Here is a 16,012-nt window from a genome sequence, read left to right as displayed (position 1 = left end):
GCGTCAGTCAACTCTAAATAAAAAAATCAGGAGGAATTAAAATGACAAACGAAATGAAAAATATCCAAAGCCAAGCCATTAATGAGGCATTAAAAGGAATGTCCGAAATGTTAAGTACTGTTGCAAATGATGCTGTAACAGTAGCCGTTAATAAGGTTATTGCACAGCAAAAGGCAGAGATTGAGAAAACCTCAAGCCTGTGGGTTAAAATGCGAAACAATTTCTATATTTCTGGTTTGACGCTTGTGGCTGGCACTTTGGTTACGGCTTTGCAACTAGAAATGGATGCGGCAATTACTAAACTAGTAGACAAGCTTGACGGCTAATAACACTTAGCAAGCCCTCGGGAACTAAAAAAATAAATAGCGACTTATCGCCGCTATTTAACAAGTATGGAGGTAGGAATGGAGGTCAGGAGCCAGGGTACATTTTTTTCCGATCAGTCCCCTGGCTATACAAGAGGAAGCGTCATCCTCGATATTATGTTATGTCCGGTAACCTAATCTTATACAAAAATAAAGAACGGTAATTAATACCGCTCTTTGCTAAGAGATAGCCTAAACGTAACCGTGATTGAGGGAGTGGTACAGTGTCATTAGTATTATATGCGATATTTGCCTAAACGGTGACATGATAAATAACTCTTATTTCGATTTTCTTTTGGAGAAGAAGACAAGATAAATAATCTCTAATATGCCCAAAGTATTGACGACAAATAGGGCAATAAACCATGCTGGTTGATTATTCCTAGCTGCATGCCAGGTAGCAATCGCCTTCCATGCTAAACTCCATATAACTATTAAACTAAGCATCCACGGGTTCTGGTAAATGGTAGTCATTACGTTTTCCATAAAATTCTCCCTTTATGTTTAATTAAGCATAGGATGGCTAGGACAAGTTTTTATCATACAAAAGGGCAACGAGTCGGGAATTTATCAATATCTGGCAAAAAGAGGAAATAAATTTCTTTTGCAGAATCTAAATCCTGAGAGGGGTTGGTATTATTAAATGCTTAATTTGTGATAATGACATGCCTTTTGACTGTATATGCTCAGATATGGGAAAACGAATTCAACTTGTTAGGGACGCCAAACAGATGGCTGATAATGAAGAGTTATTTAAAGAGTTTTCAAAAATAAAACTAGGTGTAGATGTAGATAAATAGTGCAAGAATTACAGTGATGATAAACACTGGATACGTAATGATCGTTATTTATCTAAGAGCCACAAGGCTCTTTTTTTCATGCAAAAAAGTAAGATTGTCTAGTTTAAAAAGAGATTCAACATGAATGTATCTATATGAGAGCCGATATACAGGAAACACACAGTGAAACTAAGAGTTCCTTAGCTATGTTGGGTCTCAAAATATTAATTTGGAGGAATGTAAATGGCTTATCAAGTAGACGAACATACAGTGTCGTTATTGCATTTTGACGATGGGATTAAGGATGAAACCGGGAAGGTATGGACTGCGAACGGAGGTGCCACGACTAGTGCTTCGCAGAATAAGTTTGGCGCAGGAAGTCTTTATCTAAATGGGTCAGGACAGTATTTAAGAACACACAGTTCGCTAAACGATTTTAGCTTTGGAGCAGGAGACTGGACTATTGAGTTTTGGGATTACTCTCTCAGCTCAACTGAAGTTGGAGGCCTTTTAAGTAGTGATCAAATGAGTTTCGGTTCTTGGGCAATAATGAATAATCACGCTTATGGGGCGAACGCTGTTGTGTTATATTTATCGTCTAGCAATTCTAATTTTGATTTGGTATGTAAAATTGGAACACAACAAGCAAATAAATGGGTACATCGAGCCATAGCAAGAAGCGGTTCTTATGTGTATTCGTTCGAAAATGGTGTACTAACCAGTACAAATAATGTTGGAACTCTGTCGTTAATAAATTCGACTAGCCCATTAATTGGATATTATTATAACTCTAGCAGTAATATAGACTTTTTCCATAAAGGCTACATGGATGAGATAAGAATCTCTAAAGGGATTGCCCGGTGGAATCCCGATTCCCCACCTCCTTATGATGGTGGGACACCAACACCATCAGTACCCGCACCTACCAACCTAACCGCCACCGCAGGTGACGCTAAAGTAACCCTTAATTGGAACGCAGTAACTGGTGCAACCGGCTATAATGTTAAACGCTCCACCACTGCCGGTGGTCCGTACACTACTATTGCTAGCAACGTATCAGGAACCAGCTATGTAGATTCACCCTTAACAAACGGTACTACCTACTATTACGTGGTGACTGCCATTACCGCTAATGGTGAGAGTGGCCCCTCAAATGAAGCGCCAGCTACGCCTCAGGCAGTAGTAACACCGCCTATAGGGGATAGATTGCTTCGGGTAACCGTAATTGACTCCAGTGAGCGTGATTTCCAAATGCCTATTGCTGATATCGACGCTTTTGTTAACTGGTTTATGAAGCATACAAGTGCAGATACGGCAGGATATATGCTGACTAAAAAGGTAGGCACTCAGAGCAGCAAAGAATATTTGGCTTTTGATAAGATTATCAGCTTTGAGGTACTGGAACTTAAGTAATCACAATAATAATTAGACCGCCCGCCAGACTTTCTGGTGGGCGGTCTTCATTTCTGCTAGGGTTCTGTTCTATTAACTATTTTTACAGATGGATTAACATCAGGTACGGTATTTTTCCCCTCGATATACTCTGTAGCTGAATGCAGTGCATCTTTTTCTACCGGAAGATTTGATTCTTTTAAGGAAGGTGGCTCGGGGTTGTTGGGGCCATACCCAACCGAAGCATTGGTTTCTTCAGCGGAATTTTCCATAAATGTTGCCTCCTTGTAGTGTTTTTTTTGTTGGCAGATGTACGGATTTTCTAATTTAGGTTATGTAGATTGTAATCATTTATTCTCTATCCCTCATCTAGCGGTTTCACGGTTGGTTGTATCTTCGAGAGAAGGAAACACTGATTTAAGATTATACACAGTAATTTAAGAACGTTTATTATATGACTGAAAAAACCACAGACAAAACTGCCGCGTAATATAGAATGTGATAAAGAGCGAGAGCCAAGTCGAGTAAGCATTCCAATGGATATATACGATAAGATTTGAATGATGTAATATAAATAACTCACTTAATGTCAGTGCAGTACAGAATAGTGCGTAATATGCCAGCTTTACCAGTGGGGACTTATCTTCTGGAAAGTAAATATTGAAATAGGCACAAATAATAGGGCTGAAAAAAAATTCAAAAGTAAAACTAGTTTGATTTGCATTTTCGAAGAATCGTATCGGGTACTGTATCCAACCCATATCAACAACATATAGGCCTAACGGCCAAGTTAAAACTTGTTTAAACATGAAGGCCAGCAATGCTAAGTGCAGTTTGCTTTTAGGAATACAAAAAAAAAAACTTAGTATTGTTATACTCCAGGCAAAATAAAGGAGAATCGTGTCGTCTAGTATCAAGTAATTCACCCCGTAAAAGCAGATAACAGTATATTTCCCATTTACCGGACAAACATCTCGGCCCTCCTATTAATTGTTTGATAAGACTACACCGGAGCTGGCCCTCGTTAACTACTTTAAATTTTTGGAGTAATTTCTAATAAACGGGGAAATATATAATCGCGGGGTAGAGCAGCGGTAGCTCGTCGGGCTCATAACCCGAAGGTCATAGGTTCAAATCCTGTCCCCGCAACCAAATATTGACCGCGTTTCTTTTTCTATGGTAGACGTTCTTGTTTTAGTAACCAAGGAACAAAGGAGCAATAATTGCAATCAATATAATGAAATAGACAATACCGGCGACAATCATCTTCCATGGCGTTTTCGTACGAAATCCCGGTAATAGTCTCCAGTTAGGGATGGGCTGCTCGTGTTCTATTGTTAGCAGATAACCGCAAGAAGGACAACGAGAAAAATCAAAACGAGTAGTTGTGCCACAGTTAGGACATTGCATAGGATCACTCCTTTACTGAATATCGTCTATTTTTTTAGCTAATTCTATACTTGAGGTGATTTTATCATTACCCATTCGGGTATAGAAGAGAAGCGAAATAAGTAAGAAATAAATTTGCCGTATCGATTTGGTGCGGCTTTTTAAATTTAGCTAACTGCTAAATAAGCTTCTTAAGAAAGATTAGTAGCGTATATAACATAAAAACGGTGACGAAGAAGTCACCGTTTTTATGGAAAAGAATATAACAGGGAAACCGGAGATTGATCTATTTGAGAAGATTACCGTTTTCTGGCGCAGCCACCACCGCAATTTTTCTCATCACAGCGTTCCTCTACGTTGGATAACTCACGTGCGAATTCGAGGTTTTTACGGCTCTCATTACGGCACTGATCGTTATTCTGATTCCGGCATTCATTTCTCATAGTATCACCTCCGAAAATATTTTGCCCATTTAACAGACTTTAATGGCTGGTAAAAAACGAGAAAAAAAGGCCACTCCATAATAGTGGCCTTACCTTTGTTTGGACCAGGTTGGGAAAGCCTAATGGTTAGCCTGGTGGGTGACACTTTATTTATTAGTGAAATAGATTTTGATTTCTGGCATGTATTAAGTCTACTAAGTCGATTAGCGTAAAGAACAAGAGGAATCCACAGATAACCTTTACAATAAATTTTATACTATCCAGTATTGCAGCAAAATTATAGTAATCCTTTACCAACGGGGTAATGAGGACTAAAGTTAGTAGGGTTAGTATCGAAAAAAGAAATAATTGAGTAGCAGGATAATTTTTAAGCATATTACCGCCTCCCATTATTATTCCTATTTTCATTATATTCTGTCTATTGCCTTTTTGTCTACCATAAATTATTATTTTTTCGAGTTCAGCAAGATTTTTTTATTTAGAGTTCTTCTGTCGTAAAACCAGGGCAGCTCATTTACTTAATTTCCCCAATGATTGCAAGGAAAAACTGTATAAATAACGAATGATTATAGTAAATATGCTTAACGATTTGAAAAAACAGTATGTTTTGTGGTATTTTGGTATCCGTAAGCATTGCGCTTGCGGATTTTTTAGCTTTTTCGGTATAGGTTAAGGTTGATAGGAGGAAGGTGGCGTAAGTGTGGAATATAGGGTAGAAATGTTCTGGGCCGGATTAATACTGATTGCAGTGCTTGTTATTTTTACGTTGGGAAAAAGTCCGATATTTCGAGTAGATCGGGCTGGGGCCGCTATTATTGGAGCCGTTGCGACGATCGGTACAGGCGTTATGTCGTTTGAGCAAGCGACAGCTGCTGTTGATTTTAAGACAATTATAATATTGTTTTCCATGATGATTATTGTTGCAAATTTGAAGCTGGCAGGCTTCTTTGAATGGGTGGGCGAGGTGGTATGCCGACAGGTTACTAGTAAGAGGCAACTTCTTTTTGCAACTATAATATCGAGCGGTATTATGTCGGCGTTGGCTATCAACGATATTATTTGTTTGCTCTTTACACCAGTTGTGTTGCTGGTATGCAGAAAGGTTAGCTGCAATCCTCTACCGCATCTACTTGGTGTAGCGATGGCATCTAATATTGGCAGTGCAGCAACCTTATTGGGTAATCCCCAGAATATTTTGGTCGGGAGTTTGTCAGGAATGCCATTTGTCAGTTATTTTTCTACCGCTTGCCCTGTAGCGCTTATCGGGCTGATTGCTGCGTATACCGCCATAGCCTGCTTCTATAGACAGGAACTTGAGGGACGTCTAAGTGTATCAGAGACAAGCAGTGTTACTATACATATGTATCTTATCATCAAGAGCTTGATTGTGTTTGTACTCGTTGTGGCGGCCTATATGGTAGGTTATGATTTGGCATTGGTTTCCTGCTTGGGGGGAGCAGCCCTCCTTATTACCAGGCGGGTTAAGCCTAACAAAGTATATTCCAGCGTGGATTTTAACTTATTAATCATTTTTATTGGTCTTTTTATCATTGTTGCCGGTGTTGAAAGCAGTGGCTTGATGACTTATGTGTTCAGCCATATGTCTCTTTCCGGTTTTAATAATATGGGATTGTTTGCGGCAGTGACGCTCATTTTATCCAATATTGTAAGTAATGTACCGGCAGTTTTGTTGATGAAGTTCTTTATTCCACTGGAGCATGCGGAACAGTGGTGGAAGGCGCTTGCGTTATTTTCAACCTTGGCAGGGAATCTTACTATTTCCGGCTCCATCGCAAATCTCATTGTTGTGGAAATTGCTAAACGCGATCATATTGATGTAAAAGCATGGGACTATTTTAAAGTGGGTTTTCCTCTTACCTTATTGACAATCCTATTAGGAGTAGTATGGTTGTCCTATGTGAGGTAAGGGTTTTGTGACTAAAAAATGAGTGAATGCTTGTTCGAATAGGATTCATACTATATAGTAGTTGCTAGAAGTTTTTTTGGTTTTTGCAAGGAATGAATTTTAGGAGGATTACACATGAAAGTTGTAGCTTTTAACGGAAGTCCCCGCAAGGACGGCAATACCTACTACGCGTTAAAAACTGTGGGGGAAGAGTTATTAAACCAAGGGATAGAATTTGAAATAATTCATGTCGGCAATAAGGCCGTTCGAGGCTGCATGGCCTGTATGGGTTGTGTTAGAAATCAGAATGAGAAGTGTGTAGTTACTACTGACGAAGTGAATGATTGGATTCAAAAGATGAAAGAAGACGATGGCATTTTATTAGGTGCACCTGTGCATTATGCCGGAATCGGCGGGACAATGAAGTCTTTCTTGGACCGGGCTTTTTTCGTTACCTCTGTTAATAAATCTATGCTGCGTAATAAAGTTGGCGCGACTGTGGCAGCGCTAAGACGTTCAGGTGGAATTTCCACCTTTGATGGACTCAATCATTATATAACCTATTCGGAAATGATTATGCCAACATCGAATTACTGGAATATTACCCATGGCCTTGCTGCCGGTGAAGCGGAAAAAGATGAAGAAGGCAATCAGATCATGCGTATACTAGGAAAAAATATGGCTTGGCTGCTGAAAGTATTGGCTGCAGGTAAACCGCTGGTTGAGCCTGTTTTACCTGAGAATAAGACTTATACCAATTTTATTCGATAGAAAATCCGGGGGTTGTAGTAGTTTTGTAATAATTCCTGGTATGGTTCAATATGTTACCAGTGGAGTCTTACTCATAGAGTATTCTATAAAGAATTATCCGTAGACAAGTTGTCTACGGATTTTTTTATTTTAAAGAAGGAGGCCTAACCAAAAAAAATTGGGAGATCTCCAATGACAATAATAATGTGTATTGACAGTTGTCATGACAGTAAGTAGAATGGGTGTAATGAATTTTACGTACGATGTTGACAGAAAGAAGGGGGAAAGGGATTTTGACTGAGTGGAGAAGAGAAATAGACAGGTTGAAAAAAGACCGTAATGCGGTTATTTTGGCACATAATTATCAACTTGAGGAAGTACAAGCTGTCGCCGATTATGTGGGGGATTCTTTTTACTTAAGCAAAATTGCGGCTAAGGTGGCTGCCGAGGTTATTGTTTTTTGCGGTGTTCGGTTTATGGCCGAGACGGCGAAAATTCTTTCGCCGGATAAGACGGTGTTATTGCCGGAAGTGGCTGCAGGCTGTCCGCTGGCCGATACCATCACCGCGCAAGATATTGAAAGACTTAAGCAGCAGCATGCCGATGCAGCGGTTGTCTGCTATATAAACTCATCGGCACAAGTAAAAGCGGCAAGCGATGTCTGTTGTACATCAGCTAATGCCGTTAAAATAGCAGGCTCGCTGCCTAATAAGAAGCTTATTTTCGTGCCGGATAAGAACTTAGGCGACTATATTGCTAAACGCCTGCCAGAAAAAGAATTTGTTCTTGGGGAGGGCTGCTGTCCTACTCATGCACAGGTTACTCCAGACCATGTTGAAAAAATGCGGGCAAGGTATCCTGGTGCACAATTACTAGTCCATCCGGAATGTTGTCCGGAAGTTACGGGACAAGCTGACTTTGCCGGCAGTACCTCTGCGATTATCCATTCTGCCGAAAGTTCAGCGGCGCAGGTATTTCTTATCGGTACGGAAATCGGCGTGCTGTTTGCCCTAAAAGCCAGCCAGCCCCATAAGCAGTTTATTTTGCTGCATGAGGGCTTGGTGTGTCCTGATATGAAAAAGACCAATATTCAGAGTGTATATAATGCGCTGGCTAATAACTGCCACGAGATCATGAATGATAAGGCGCTCTTTGATAAGGCCAGACAGTCTATCAGCCGGATGCTGGAGTTGGCGTGATGGCGGGACGGGAATATATTGCCTGTCAGCCGAGGCGGCTGCAAGAGGCGGCAGGCAAGCAATATGATGTTCTAATTGTTGGAGCCGGGGTCGCCGGAATGGCAACGGCCTTATCATTAGACCCTAAATTGCGGGTTGGGCTTATCAGCAAAGGCCAGCTTAGTGATAGCAGTACCTACAAAGCGCAAGGCGGTATGGCTGTGGCTGTAGGCCAAGATGACAGTATAGAGGCGCACCGGGAGGATACTTTGCGGGTGGGGCAGGGAATTTGCTACGAAGAGTCTGTGCAGGTACTGGTTAGTGAAGGGTCGGTGGCACTGCGTTTTCTGGAGTCGTTGGGAGCCCGTTTCTGCCACAACAAAGATGGCCTTGTTCTAACCAGGGAAGGCGGTCACTCCCGCAACCGGGTAGTGCATTATTACGACTATAGCGGTAAGTATATTGCGGAAATATTGTACGGTGAAGTGGTCAAGCACCCCAATATTGAACAGATCGAAAACGCATTCCTTGTTGATTTGTTGACGGCACAAGACAGTTGCTGCGGCTGTATGATTGAACAAAACAGAAGACTTTTTACCCTGTCGGCAGCGGCTGTGGTTGTGGCAACCGGTGGCTATAGCGGATTGTTCGGCAGGTCAACGAATGCCGTTTCCTCCTGTGGGGACGGCATTGCCGCCGCTTACCGGGCCGGTGTCGTGCTTGCCGACATGGAATTTGTTCAGTTCCACCCGACCACGTTTGCGACCTCAGCGGGTAACGTCTTTTTATTAACCGAAGCGCTCAGAGGTGAAGGCGCGGTATTGCTTAATGCTGCGCGCGAACGGTTTATGCAAAATTATCATTATCAAGGCGAGCTTGCTCCGCGGGATGAGGTATCAAGAGCTGTCTTGCGTGAAGTCAATCGTTTGTGCGGCCCAGTTTTTCTGGACATCCGGCATTTGGGCAAAGGGTACTTGGCAGACCGGTTCCGGCAAGTATATAGCGAGTTGGCTCATAACAACTACTTTCTAGAGCAGGATATAATCCCCATTGCCCCGGCGGCGCATTACACGATTGGCGGAATTAAGACAGACCTGTGGGGTAGATCCAATATAGCCAGCTTATATGCTTGCGGCGAGGCGGCGGCAACCGGAGTGCATGGTGCCAACCGGCTGGCAAGTAACTCGCTGCTGGAAGGCGTAGTATTTGGACGAAGAGTTGCATTATCGATCAATCAAGACTTTCCCAAGCCGAGATCAATCTGCCATCTTCCTTCCGATGGGACTGAAACCGTGTTAGGTTATCCGGATGCAAAATTGCTGAGAAGCAAACTGGATCAAGCTGCCGGAGTCATACGGTGCCAGGAAGATTTGGCAGCCATGGCCGATTGGCTAAGTGAACCTGTGGATGCGGCTGATACTAAAACAACAAGTACTAATGCCTACAGTGCCTATAATGAATATCAGTTGGCTAAGCTGGTAGTGGAAGCGGCGCTGTTTCGCCAGGAAAGCCGGGGAACGCATTATCGCACGGATTTTCCGGAAACAAGCACGGAGTTTCAAAAGCATACTTTGCAGCAGTGGGGAAGGAAGGTTGTTATGCAATGAATAAACTAGCCTTGGATGAATTACTGCGTCAAGCGTTACTGGAGGATATTGGGTCTGGCGATATTACCAGTGAGGCGATTTTTGCTGAAGGCCATCGTGCCAATGGTTTTCTTATAGCCAAAGGGGATATGGTTTTGGCTGGTCAGGAGGTATTTTCGCGTGCCTTTACCCTTCTCGACAAAAGGGTAAAGGTTGTTTTTCACTTTGCGGACGGAAACAAGGTACTAGCCGGGCAAAAGCTGGCTCATGTTTACGGACCGACACGCGCAGTATTAGCTGCCGAAAGGGTTGCGCTAAATTTTTTGCAGCGCTTAACGGGGATAGCAACTCAGACAAGCCGTTTTGTGGAAGCCTGCGGCAGGCACGAAACAATCATTGTTGACACCCGCAAAACTACGCCCGGTCTGCGAATGCTGGAGAAATATGCTGTAACGGTGGGGGGCGGTAAGAATCACCGCTACGGTCTGGACTCTATGGTTATGATTAAGGATAATCATAGTAAAGCAGCCGGCAGCATTTCGGCGGCAGTACAAAAAGTTCAGAGCAGGATATCGCCGTTTATTAAAATTGAGGCTGAAGTTGAAACAATGGCCCAGGTACAGGAAGCGCTGAATGCCGGTGTGGATGTTATTATGCTGGATAATATGCAGCTTGCTATGATTAAAGAGGCCGTAAAGGTCATCGCTGGCCAGGCGTTGGTAGAAGTATCAGGTAATGTAACTTTAGAAAAAATAGCCGCGTTAGCGGCAACCGGTGTTGACATTATTTCCAGTGGTGCGCTCACACATTCTGTCAAGGCCGCTGATATCAGTTTAAGGTTGGAGTAGCAAAAAAAGCTGGGAAAGGGGGAAAATACCCTTATCTCAGCTTTTTCAGTTTTAATGGACTGGATTTGAGAGGAAAAGAGCCAAGATAAGAGAAGTATTATAACTTATAAATTAACGGACGTTAGTATCATGCGGGAAACGGAGGAAAGTTAATGATAGTTGTTAGTGCTTGTTTAGCAGGAGTAGAGTGCAGGTATAATGGTCAGGCATTTCCGGTACCTGCAATCGTTGAGATGGTAAAACGTGGTCAGGCGATTCCTATTTGTCCGGAACTCTTGGGGAATTTACCGATTCCCCGGCCTAGTGGCGAACGAAGAGCGGGACGGATCGTTTCACGGGACGGCGAGGATGTTACGGCTGAATATGAATATGGCGCAAAAACTGCATTAAGTATTGTAAAACTAGTCAATGCGGATAAAGTTATCCTTAAGTCGAAATCGCCGACCTGCGGCTGCGGGCAAATTTACGATGGTTCCTTTTCTGGCAACCTCATACCTGGCGATGGTATTTTTGTCGAGCTGCTTAAAGAGAATAACATCGCAGTATATAATGAAGATCAGCTTGATGAACTGTAATAGAGGAGGGTGTCATGTCGGAAGCTGGTACAAGGGGGCTGCCTTCACGTCTCCGGTGTGTAGGGTGCCAGCACTACTACATTACTTGGGATAAAACGTTCCCCTATGGCTGCAAGGCCATGGGGTTTAAAAGTTATAAAACGCCATCGGCAGTGGTCTGGGAATCCTCAGGGCGGGAGTGTCTGGCTTTTCTCGATAAAAAGAGTGGCCAATAGAGCTGTGTTTCTCTTGTGAGATATTTTATTAGATAGAGTCGTAAATCGTAGGAACAACAGGTGGATTAGCATTGAAAAAAGCCGCGAATTTATCGCGGCTTTTTGTATATCACTCAGAATATTTCAATGTTTAGTTAGTGCCGTTTGTTCCCCAGCGTTTAACCATATTGTGTTCTATATCCAACAAATCAAAGATTCTTCCAGTATGATGGGCTACTATATCATTAATAGTAGCTGGTCTATGATAAAAGCTAGGCATGTATGGCATAATGACAGCGCCTTTGTGTGCCATATGTAACAGAACCTCAAGCTGCTTGATTCCCAGGCGAGGTTCGCTGGTTACCAATATTAATTTCTTTTTGCTTTCTAATGTAAATGCCGCTGCATTTTGCAGGCTGTTTTGCGGTGGTGACTGAACCATTGCGGCGATAGCTTCTACGCTGCAGGGGACAATAACCATTGAGTCTGCAGTTTCCATTACTTCAGGCGTCATTTGCTCATCGGCAAAATAAAAATGCGAAACTAACTGTTTGACAGCTGCCAGGGTTTTATTGGTTTCACGCAGCAGGGTAGATTCGGCATCGCGGCTCATAATCAGACGGGTTTTTGCGTTGCGTTTATTAAATTCTTCCAGAAGGTGTACGGCATACGCCATGCCTGTGGCATTTGTTATTCCAACAATAGGTTTCATAATTAGTTCCTCACAACCAAGGTTTTTGATAGTAATGCTTACTTGATTATACCAGAATAGTGAGAAAACGAAAAAAGGCACGTCTAATTATTCTATCTTTAGAAAAAGCTAGACAGTATGTCCTGAACAAGGAATTTTTGGTAAACTAAGATAATGAATAAAATAGTTACTTAAGAAAGGGTAATCATGAAAATAGTAGTCGACGCTGACGCCTGTCCGCGGGCGGTTTTACAGATATGTATGTCTATTGGCGGCAAATACAAGATTCCGGTCTGGACGGTAGCCAGTTTTAACCACAATATTGTGTCAGACCACCATGTAGTAGTAGGCAGCGCTTCACAGGAAGCCGATATAAAAGTTATCAATTTAACTGAACCCGGGGATATCATTATTACTCAGGATTGGGGCTTGGCAGCTATGGTACTGGGGAAATCCGCCTGTTGCCTTAGTCCGTCGGGAAGAGAATATCGTAAGGATTCCATTGAATTTTTGTTGGAGGAGCGGGAGTTAAAAGCTAAGTTTCGCCGGGGTGGGGGAAGAACAAAAGGGCCCAGCAAAAGAAGGCGTGAAGATGATGAGTGGTTTAAAGCGTCGCTGGAACGAATAGTGACTTCTCAGCTCTTACAATGAGTGATACAATAAAATAGACTTGGCTGAAGGGACTAATCTTTTCAGATGTAATCAGGAATAAAATCGGATTCATTCTTCAAAAACTGAAAAAGGACGATGAACAATGCTAGTAACAATAAATAATGCAATCTTACATATACTTGATTTTCATTCTGGTGTAACCGTATTTTCCGAACAAGAACTTGACATTGAGAGCAACAGTGTTATGGCCTTTCTGACCAAACATATCGAAAAATCCTATACGGCGCAGAACTCTAAGACAGGTACTTTTCATCCCGATAGCAAATTCAAAAGCCATGTTTCGGAATATCTTACCGGTAATGTTGATTTTATTAGTTTTTCGGTATCTGTAGCCGAAGCGATGTATACGGCTATTGCCCAATCTGACGTATTAGATTCCACCGATATTGTAATTTGCGATTTTGCTATTGATGGCACGCGCGGCATTGCGATTTTAAAATGCAGTAATAAGGTAGGCTTCATTCATCAAGTAGTGCAGGAAAATGACAAGCTCAAAAATGATATTGTCAATCATTATGCAATTCTGCCTAACCCTTCGCAGAAACTGGATGAATACGCCTTTATCGACGCCGAGACGCTGGATATCAAGTTTATTGAAAAGAAACGCTCGGTTAACGGACTGGATGCGTACCTGCTGGCAGATAGTATCCTGGAATGCAGCTCGCTGATTTCTCCTAAGGAAACACTGGATTTAGTCAACTCGATTACACTGATGGTGGCAGAAAACCATGGGAAAAGCACGGTTGAAGCCGCCTCGAAAACCAAAAACTATATTATGGACAACATTGAAGTATCCGAATATCTCGACCCGGTGGAACTAGGTAAAGAAGTCTTCAGTTCGTCTCCGCTCATGCAGGAAGAATTTATTAATGAAGTAAAGAATGCCGGAATTCCTGAAACCGTCAAGGTGGAAAAATCTCTAGCCGTCAAGGCGGGTAAAAGTCACAAGATTAAAACCGACACAGGGATAGAACTTACCTTTCCGGTAGATTACTTTGAAAGCAGTGAGTTTATCGAGTTTGTTAATAACCCGGACGGAACCATATCGATTCAATTAAAAAATATTGGAAGTATAATCAATAAATGATGCCAATTCTAAAAACAATTCCTTTTTGTCTATTAGCTATAGTGTGTATTGCTTATTTTCAGCTTATGGGAGATTATATGCTGCCTCCGAACCTGGCAGAATTGTCTTATGTCATTTATGGCGTAGGCATGCTGCTCGGCTGGTGGTTTAATCGCGGCAGGGTCTTTTTTGTTGTTACTGTTTTAGCGCTTTCGCAGTGTGGGCTTAGTGGTTTAGCCACAAGTGCTGCAGGGATGCCTGCCGTAACAACAGCTGTTTTTCCTGTCATTAGCACATTGCTGCCAATTAATATATTTATTTTTTCCCAACTGAAAGAACGAGGCATTTTTACCGCCTGGGGCCTTGGTCGCTTTGCCGTTATTGCTTTTCAATTAATGTATATCGCAATCGCAACGATAACAAATGATAACACCTTGCTGAGTTTTTTTGAAAAAACTGTATCCGGCGAAAGTCTGCCAATGGACACAGCAATGCCGCAATCGGCTATTGCTGCCTATAGTATTGTTTTTCTGCTGTTCGCGCTAAAGCAATGGAAAGCGAAGTCTTACCTGAATAATGCCTTTATTGTAGTATTAGCTTCCTCTGCTGTCGGGCTGTATTTAAAAGCAGAATCGTTGGCTCTGCCTGTTTTCTTTGGTGTTGCCGGCGTTATTCTCATCATTGCAGTCATTCAGGATTCTTATGCCATGGCGTATCTGGACGAATTGACGGGCGTGCCCGCTCGTCGGGCTCTTAAGGAAGATCTAATGAAGCTAAGAGGCGAGTATGCTATTGCCATGGTAGATATCGACTTTTTTAAGAAGTTTAATGACACCTATGGCCATGATGTCGGTGATGATGTGCTGCGCCTGGTGGCTTCTGTGCTGCGGCAGGTAACAGGTGGGGGAAAGGCATTCCGTTACGGCGGCGAAGAATTCACGATCGTGTTTCCCCATAGCAGTATAGAAGAGGCTATGCCCCACCTGGAAAAGATACGGGAGTTAGTAGAGAAAACTCCGTATGCTTATTTTGGGAAAAAGGGTAAGGCTAAGCGGAAGTCTGCCAAGAAGCTTTTTGTGACAATAAGTATTGGCGTAGCCGAACGCAGCGAAAAACATAGTCAGCCGGAAGCGGTAGTCAAGGCTGCTGACACTGCGTTGTACCGGGCTAAGAAAAAAGGCCGGAATTGTGTAAGTAAGTAGTATTGACAATATTAGGGAAAGTAGTATGCTATAAGTAGACTTATTCTCAGGGCGGGGTGTGAATCCCCACCGGCGGTAACCTAGTGTAAGCTAGGAAGCCCGCGAGCGCTCCTTTTGCTAAGGAGGTCAGCAGATCTGGTGAGATGCCAGAGCCGACGGTATAGTCCGGACGGAAGAGGATAGGACAGGTTGTTCCTGTTGTATTGTTTCTTTTCTCTAGCTTCTGTCCCCAAAACGCCCTGATTCTAGTAAGTCGACACATTTTAAGGAGGCGACTTAATTGAATCAGAATTTATTAACTCCATTTGGTACTTATCAGGAAAGGGTGGAACGGGCACTTGCTGCGTTGCGCCAAGGCCAAGGTGTTCTGGTTACCGATGATGAACAGCGGGAGAATGAAGGAGATATTTTTTTTGCTGCCGATTCTTTAACCCAAGAACAAATGGCTATACTCATCCGTGAGGGAAGTGGTATTGTATGTCTTTGCTTACCGGAAGAAAAGGTGCAGGCATTAGGTCTGCCCATGATGGTAGAACACAATACCAGCCAGTTTCAGACTGCCTTTACTGTCTCTATTGAAGCTGCTTGCGGAGTAACGACAGGTGTTTCGGCTGCCGACCGGGTAGCCACCGTAAAAGCTGCTATTGCCGATAATGCGAGTCCCGCACATCTTAGCCGTCCGGGCCATGTGTTTCCGCTTCGGGCGAGAGCCGGTGGTGTTTTGGAACGGCCGGGGCATACAGAAGCTAATGTAGACTTAATGCGGTTGGCCGGACTAAAACCGTATGGCGTATTATGCGAACTTACGAATATTGACGGCACTATGGCTAGACTGCCGGAGATTGTTGATTTTGCCAGGAAAAACGCGATGCCTGTAGTTACTGTTGAAGATATCATCAAGTACCGGCAGGAAAAATAATAACAAAGGATTGACAATCCGCAGACGTTGTCTGCGGATTTTCTATTGTGAAATATA

General features: G+C 42.8%; 19 protein-coding genes, 1 tRNA gene and 1 riboswitch. Of the genes, 14 read left to right on the top strand and 6 right to left on the bottom strand.

The window, feature by feature from the left end:
* Nucleotides 1-41: 41 nt before the first annotated feature.
* Complete coding sequence (locus tag SRRS_RS25835) at nt 42-326, top strand: hypothetical protein (protein ID WP_371364510.1); 285 nt, start codon at nt 42-44, stop codon at nt 324-326.
* A gap of 318 nt (nt 327-644) precedes the next feature.
* Here SRRS_RS25835 and SRRS_RS25830 read toward each other — a convergent pair whose 3' ends face one another.
* Nucleotides 645-851: a DUF5652 family protein gene (locus tag SRRS_RS25830; protein WP_371364509.1), complete on the bottom strand. Its 207-nt coding sequence runs from the start codon at nt 849-851 to the stop codon at nt 645-647.
* 536 nt (nt 852-1,387) lie between these two features.
* Here SRRS_RS25830 and SRRS_RS25825 point away from each other — a divergent pair.
* Nucleotides 1,388-2,557 carry a LamG-like jellyroll fold domain-containing protein gene (locus SRRS_RS25825; RefSeq protein ID WP_371364507.1) on the top strand — a complete coding sequence of 390 codons (1,170 nt, stop codon included), beginning with the start codon at nt 1,388-1,390 and terminating at the stop codon, nt 2,555-2,557.
* Nucleotides 2,558-2,613: 56 nt separating this feature from the next.
* Here the strand turns inward: SRRS_RS25825 and SRRS_RS25820 are convergent, their stop codons facing one another.
* Together SRRS_RS25820 and SRRS_RS25815 are read right to left on the bottom strand one after the other, a co-directional pair.
* Nucleotides 2,614-2,808, bottom strand: a complete 195-nt coding sequence (locus SRRS_RS25820) for a hypothetical protein (RefSeq protein WP_371364505.1) — start codon at nt 2,806-2,808, stop codon at nt 2,614-2,616.
* A gap of 165 nt (nt 2,809-2,973) precedes the next feature.
* A complete protein-coding gene (locus SRRS_RS25815) occupies nt 2,974-3,462 on the bottom strand; it encodes a CBO0543 family protein (protein ID WP_371364503.1) in 489 nt (162 codons plus the stop codon).
* Nucleotides 3,463-3,613: 151 nt separating this feature from the next.
* Between SRRS_RS25815 and SRRS_RS25810 the strand changes: the two genes are divergently transcribed.
* A tRNA-Met gene (locus SRRS_RS25810) sits at nt 3,614-3,688 on the top strand.
* Between the two features lie 42 nt (nt 3,689-3,730).
* On the opposite strand, the gene SRRS_RS25805 is transcribed toward SRRS_RS25810, so the two are convergent.
* Nucleotides 3,731-3,946 carry a hypothetical protein gene (locus tag SRRS_RS25805; protein ID WP_371364501.1) on the bottom strand — a complete coding sequence of 72 codons (216 nt, stop codon included), beginning with the start codon at nt 3,944-3,946 and terminating at the stop codon, nt 3,731-3,733.
* Nucleotides 3,947-4,224: 278 nt separating this feature from the next.
* Complete coding sequence (locus SRRS_RS25800) at nt 4,225-4,368, bottom strand: hypothetical protein (protein ID WP_371364499.1); 144 nt, start codon at nt 4,366-4,368, stop codon at nt 4,225-4,227.
* A gap of 700 nt (nt 4,369-5,068) precedes the next feature.
* On the opposite strand from SRRS_RS25800, the gene SRRS_RS25795 reads away from it, so the two are divergent.
* From SRRS_RS25795 to SRRS_RS25765, 7 genes are all read left to right on the top strand, one after another.
* Nucleotides 5,069-6,295, top strand: coding sequence for an SLC13 family permease (locus tag SRRS_RS25795; RefSeq protein ID WP_371364497.1), 1,227 nt, complete (start codon nt 5,069-5,071; stop codon nt 6,293-6,295).
* 114 nt (nt 6,296-6,409) lie between these two features.
* The gene (locus tag SRRS_RS25790; RefSeq protein WP_371364496.1) at nt 6,410-7,045 is read left to right on the top strand and encodes a flavodoxin family protein; all 636 of its coding nucleotides are present in this window, start codon (nt 6,410-6,412) and stop codon (nt 7,043-7,045) included.
* Nucleotides 7,046-7,317: 272 nt separating this feature from the next.
* Nucleotides 7,318-8,223, top strand: a complete 906-nt coding sequence (nadA, locus tag SRRS_RS25785; RefSeq protein WP_371364494.1) for a quinolinate synthase NadA — start codon at nt 7,318-7,320, stop codon at nt 8,221-8,223.
* Nucleotides 8,223-9,809 (top strand): L-aspartate oxidase, encoded by a 1,587-nt coding sequence (nadB, locus tag SRRS_RS25780; RefSeq protein WP_371364493.1) that lies wholly within the window; start codon nt 8,223-8,225, stop codon nt 9,807-9,809. The genes nadA and nadB overlap by 1 nt, the downstream gene beginning before the upstream one ends.
* Nucleotides 9,806-10,636, top strand: a complete 831-nt coding sequence (nadC, locus tag SRRS_RS25775) for a carboxylating nicotinate-nucleotide diphosphorylase (protein WP_371364491.1) — start codon at nt 9,806-9,808, stop codon at nt 10,634-10,636. Before nadB ends, nadC begins: the two co-directional genes overlap by 4 nt.
* Before the next feature lie 152 nt (nt 10,637-10,788).
* Nucleotides 10,789-11,211, top strand: coding sequence for a DUF523 domain-containing protein (locus SRRS_RS25770; RefSeq protein ID WP_371364489.1), 423 nt, complete (start codon nt 10,789-10,791; stop codon nt 11,209-11,211).
* A gap of 14 nt (nt 11,212-11,225) precedes the next feature.
* Nucleotides 11,226-11,426 carry a uracil-DNA glycosylase gene (locus SRRS_RS25765; RefSeq protein WP_371364487.1) on the top strand — a complete coding sequence of 67 codons (201 nt, stop codon included), beginning with the start codon at nt 11,226-11,228 and terminating at the stop codon, nt 11,424-11,426.
* Between the two features lie 130 nt (nt 11,427-11,556).
* Here SRRS_RS25765 and SRRS_RS25760 read toward each other — a convergent pair whose 3' ends face one another.
* A complete protein-coding gene (locus SRRS_RS25760; protein ID WP_371364485.1) occupies nt 11,557-12,117 on the bottom strand; it encodes a UbiX family flavin prenyltransferase in 561 nt (186 codons plus the stop codon).
* 186 nt (nt 12,118-12,303) lie between these two features.
* Between SRRS_RS25760 and SRRS_RS25755 the strand changes: the two genes are divergently transcribed.
* The 4 genes from SRRS_RS25755 (at nt 12,304) to ribB (ending at nt 15,955) form a co-directional block, all read left to right on the top strand.
* A complete protein-coding gene (locus SRRS_RS25755; RefSeq protein ID WP_371364483.1) occupies nt 12,304-12,747 on the top strand; it encodes a DUF188 domain-containing protein in 444 nt (147 codons plus the stop codon).
* A 103-nt stretch (nt 12,748-12,850) separates the two neighbouring features.
* Entirely contained in the window at nt 12,851-13,855 is a 1,005-nt protein-coding gene (locus SRRS_RS25750) for a nucleoid-associated protein (protein ID WP_371364481.1), read from the top strand.
* A gap of 77 nt (nt 13,856-13,932) precedes the next feature.
* A complete protein-coding gene (locus SRRS_RS25745; RefSeq protein ID WP_371364479.1) occupies nt 13,933-15,036 on the top strand; it encodes a diguanylate cyclase in 1,104 nt (367 codons plus the stop codon).
* Between the two features lie 38 nt (nt 15,037-15,074).
* Nucleotides 15,075-15,221: riboswitch (FMN riboswitch) on the top strand.
* A gap of 95 nt (nt 15,222-15,316) precedes the next feature.
* Nucleotides 15,317-15,955 (top strand): 3,4-dihydroxy-2-butanone-4-phosphate synthase, encoded by a 639-nt coding sequence (gene ribB / locus SRRS_RS25740; RefSeq protein ID WP_371364477.1) that lies wholly within the window; start codon nt 15,317-15,319, stop codon nt 15,953-15,955.
* Nucleotides 15,956-16,012 lie beyond the last annotated feature (57 nt).

The sequence above is a fragment of the Sporomusa rhizae genome, assembly GCF_041428845.1.
In the GTDB taxonomy this organism is placed as follows: Bacteria; Bacillota; Negativicutes; order Sporomusales; family Sporomusaceae; genus Sporomusa; species Sporomusa rhizae.
The sequence above is the reverse complement of the archived record's forward strand: the minus strand, read 5'-3'. Positions and strand labels throughout refer to the sequence as shown.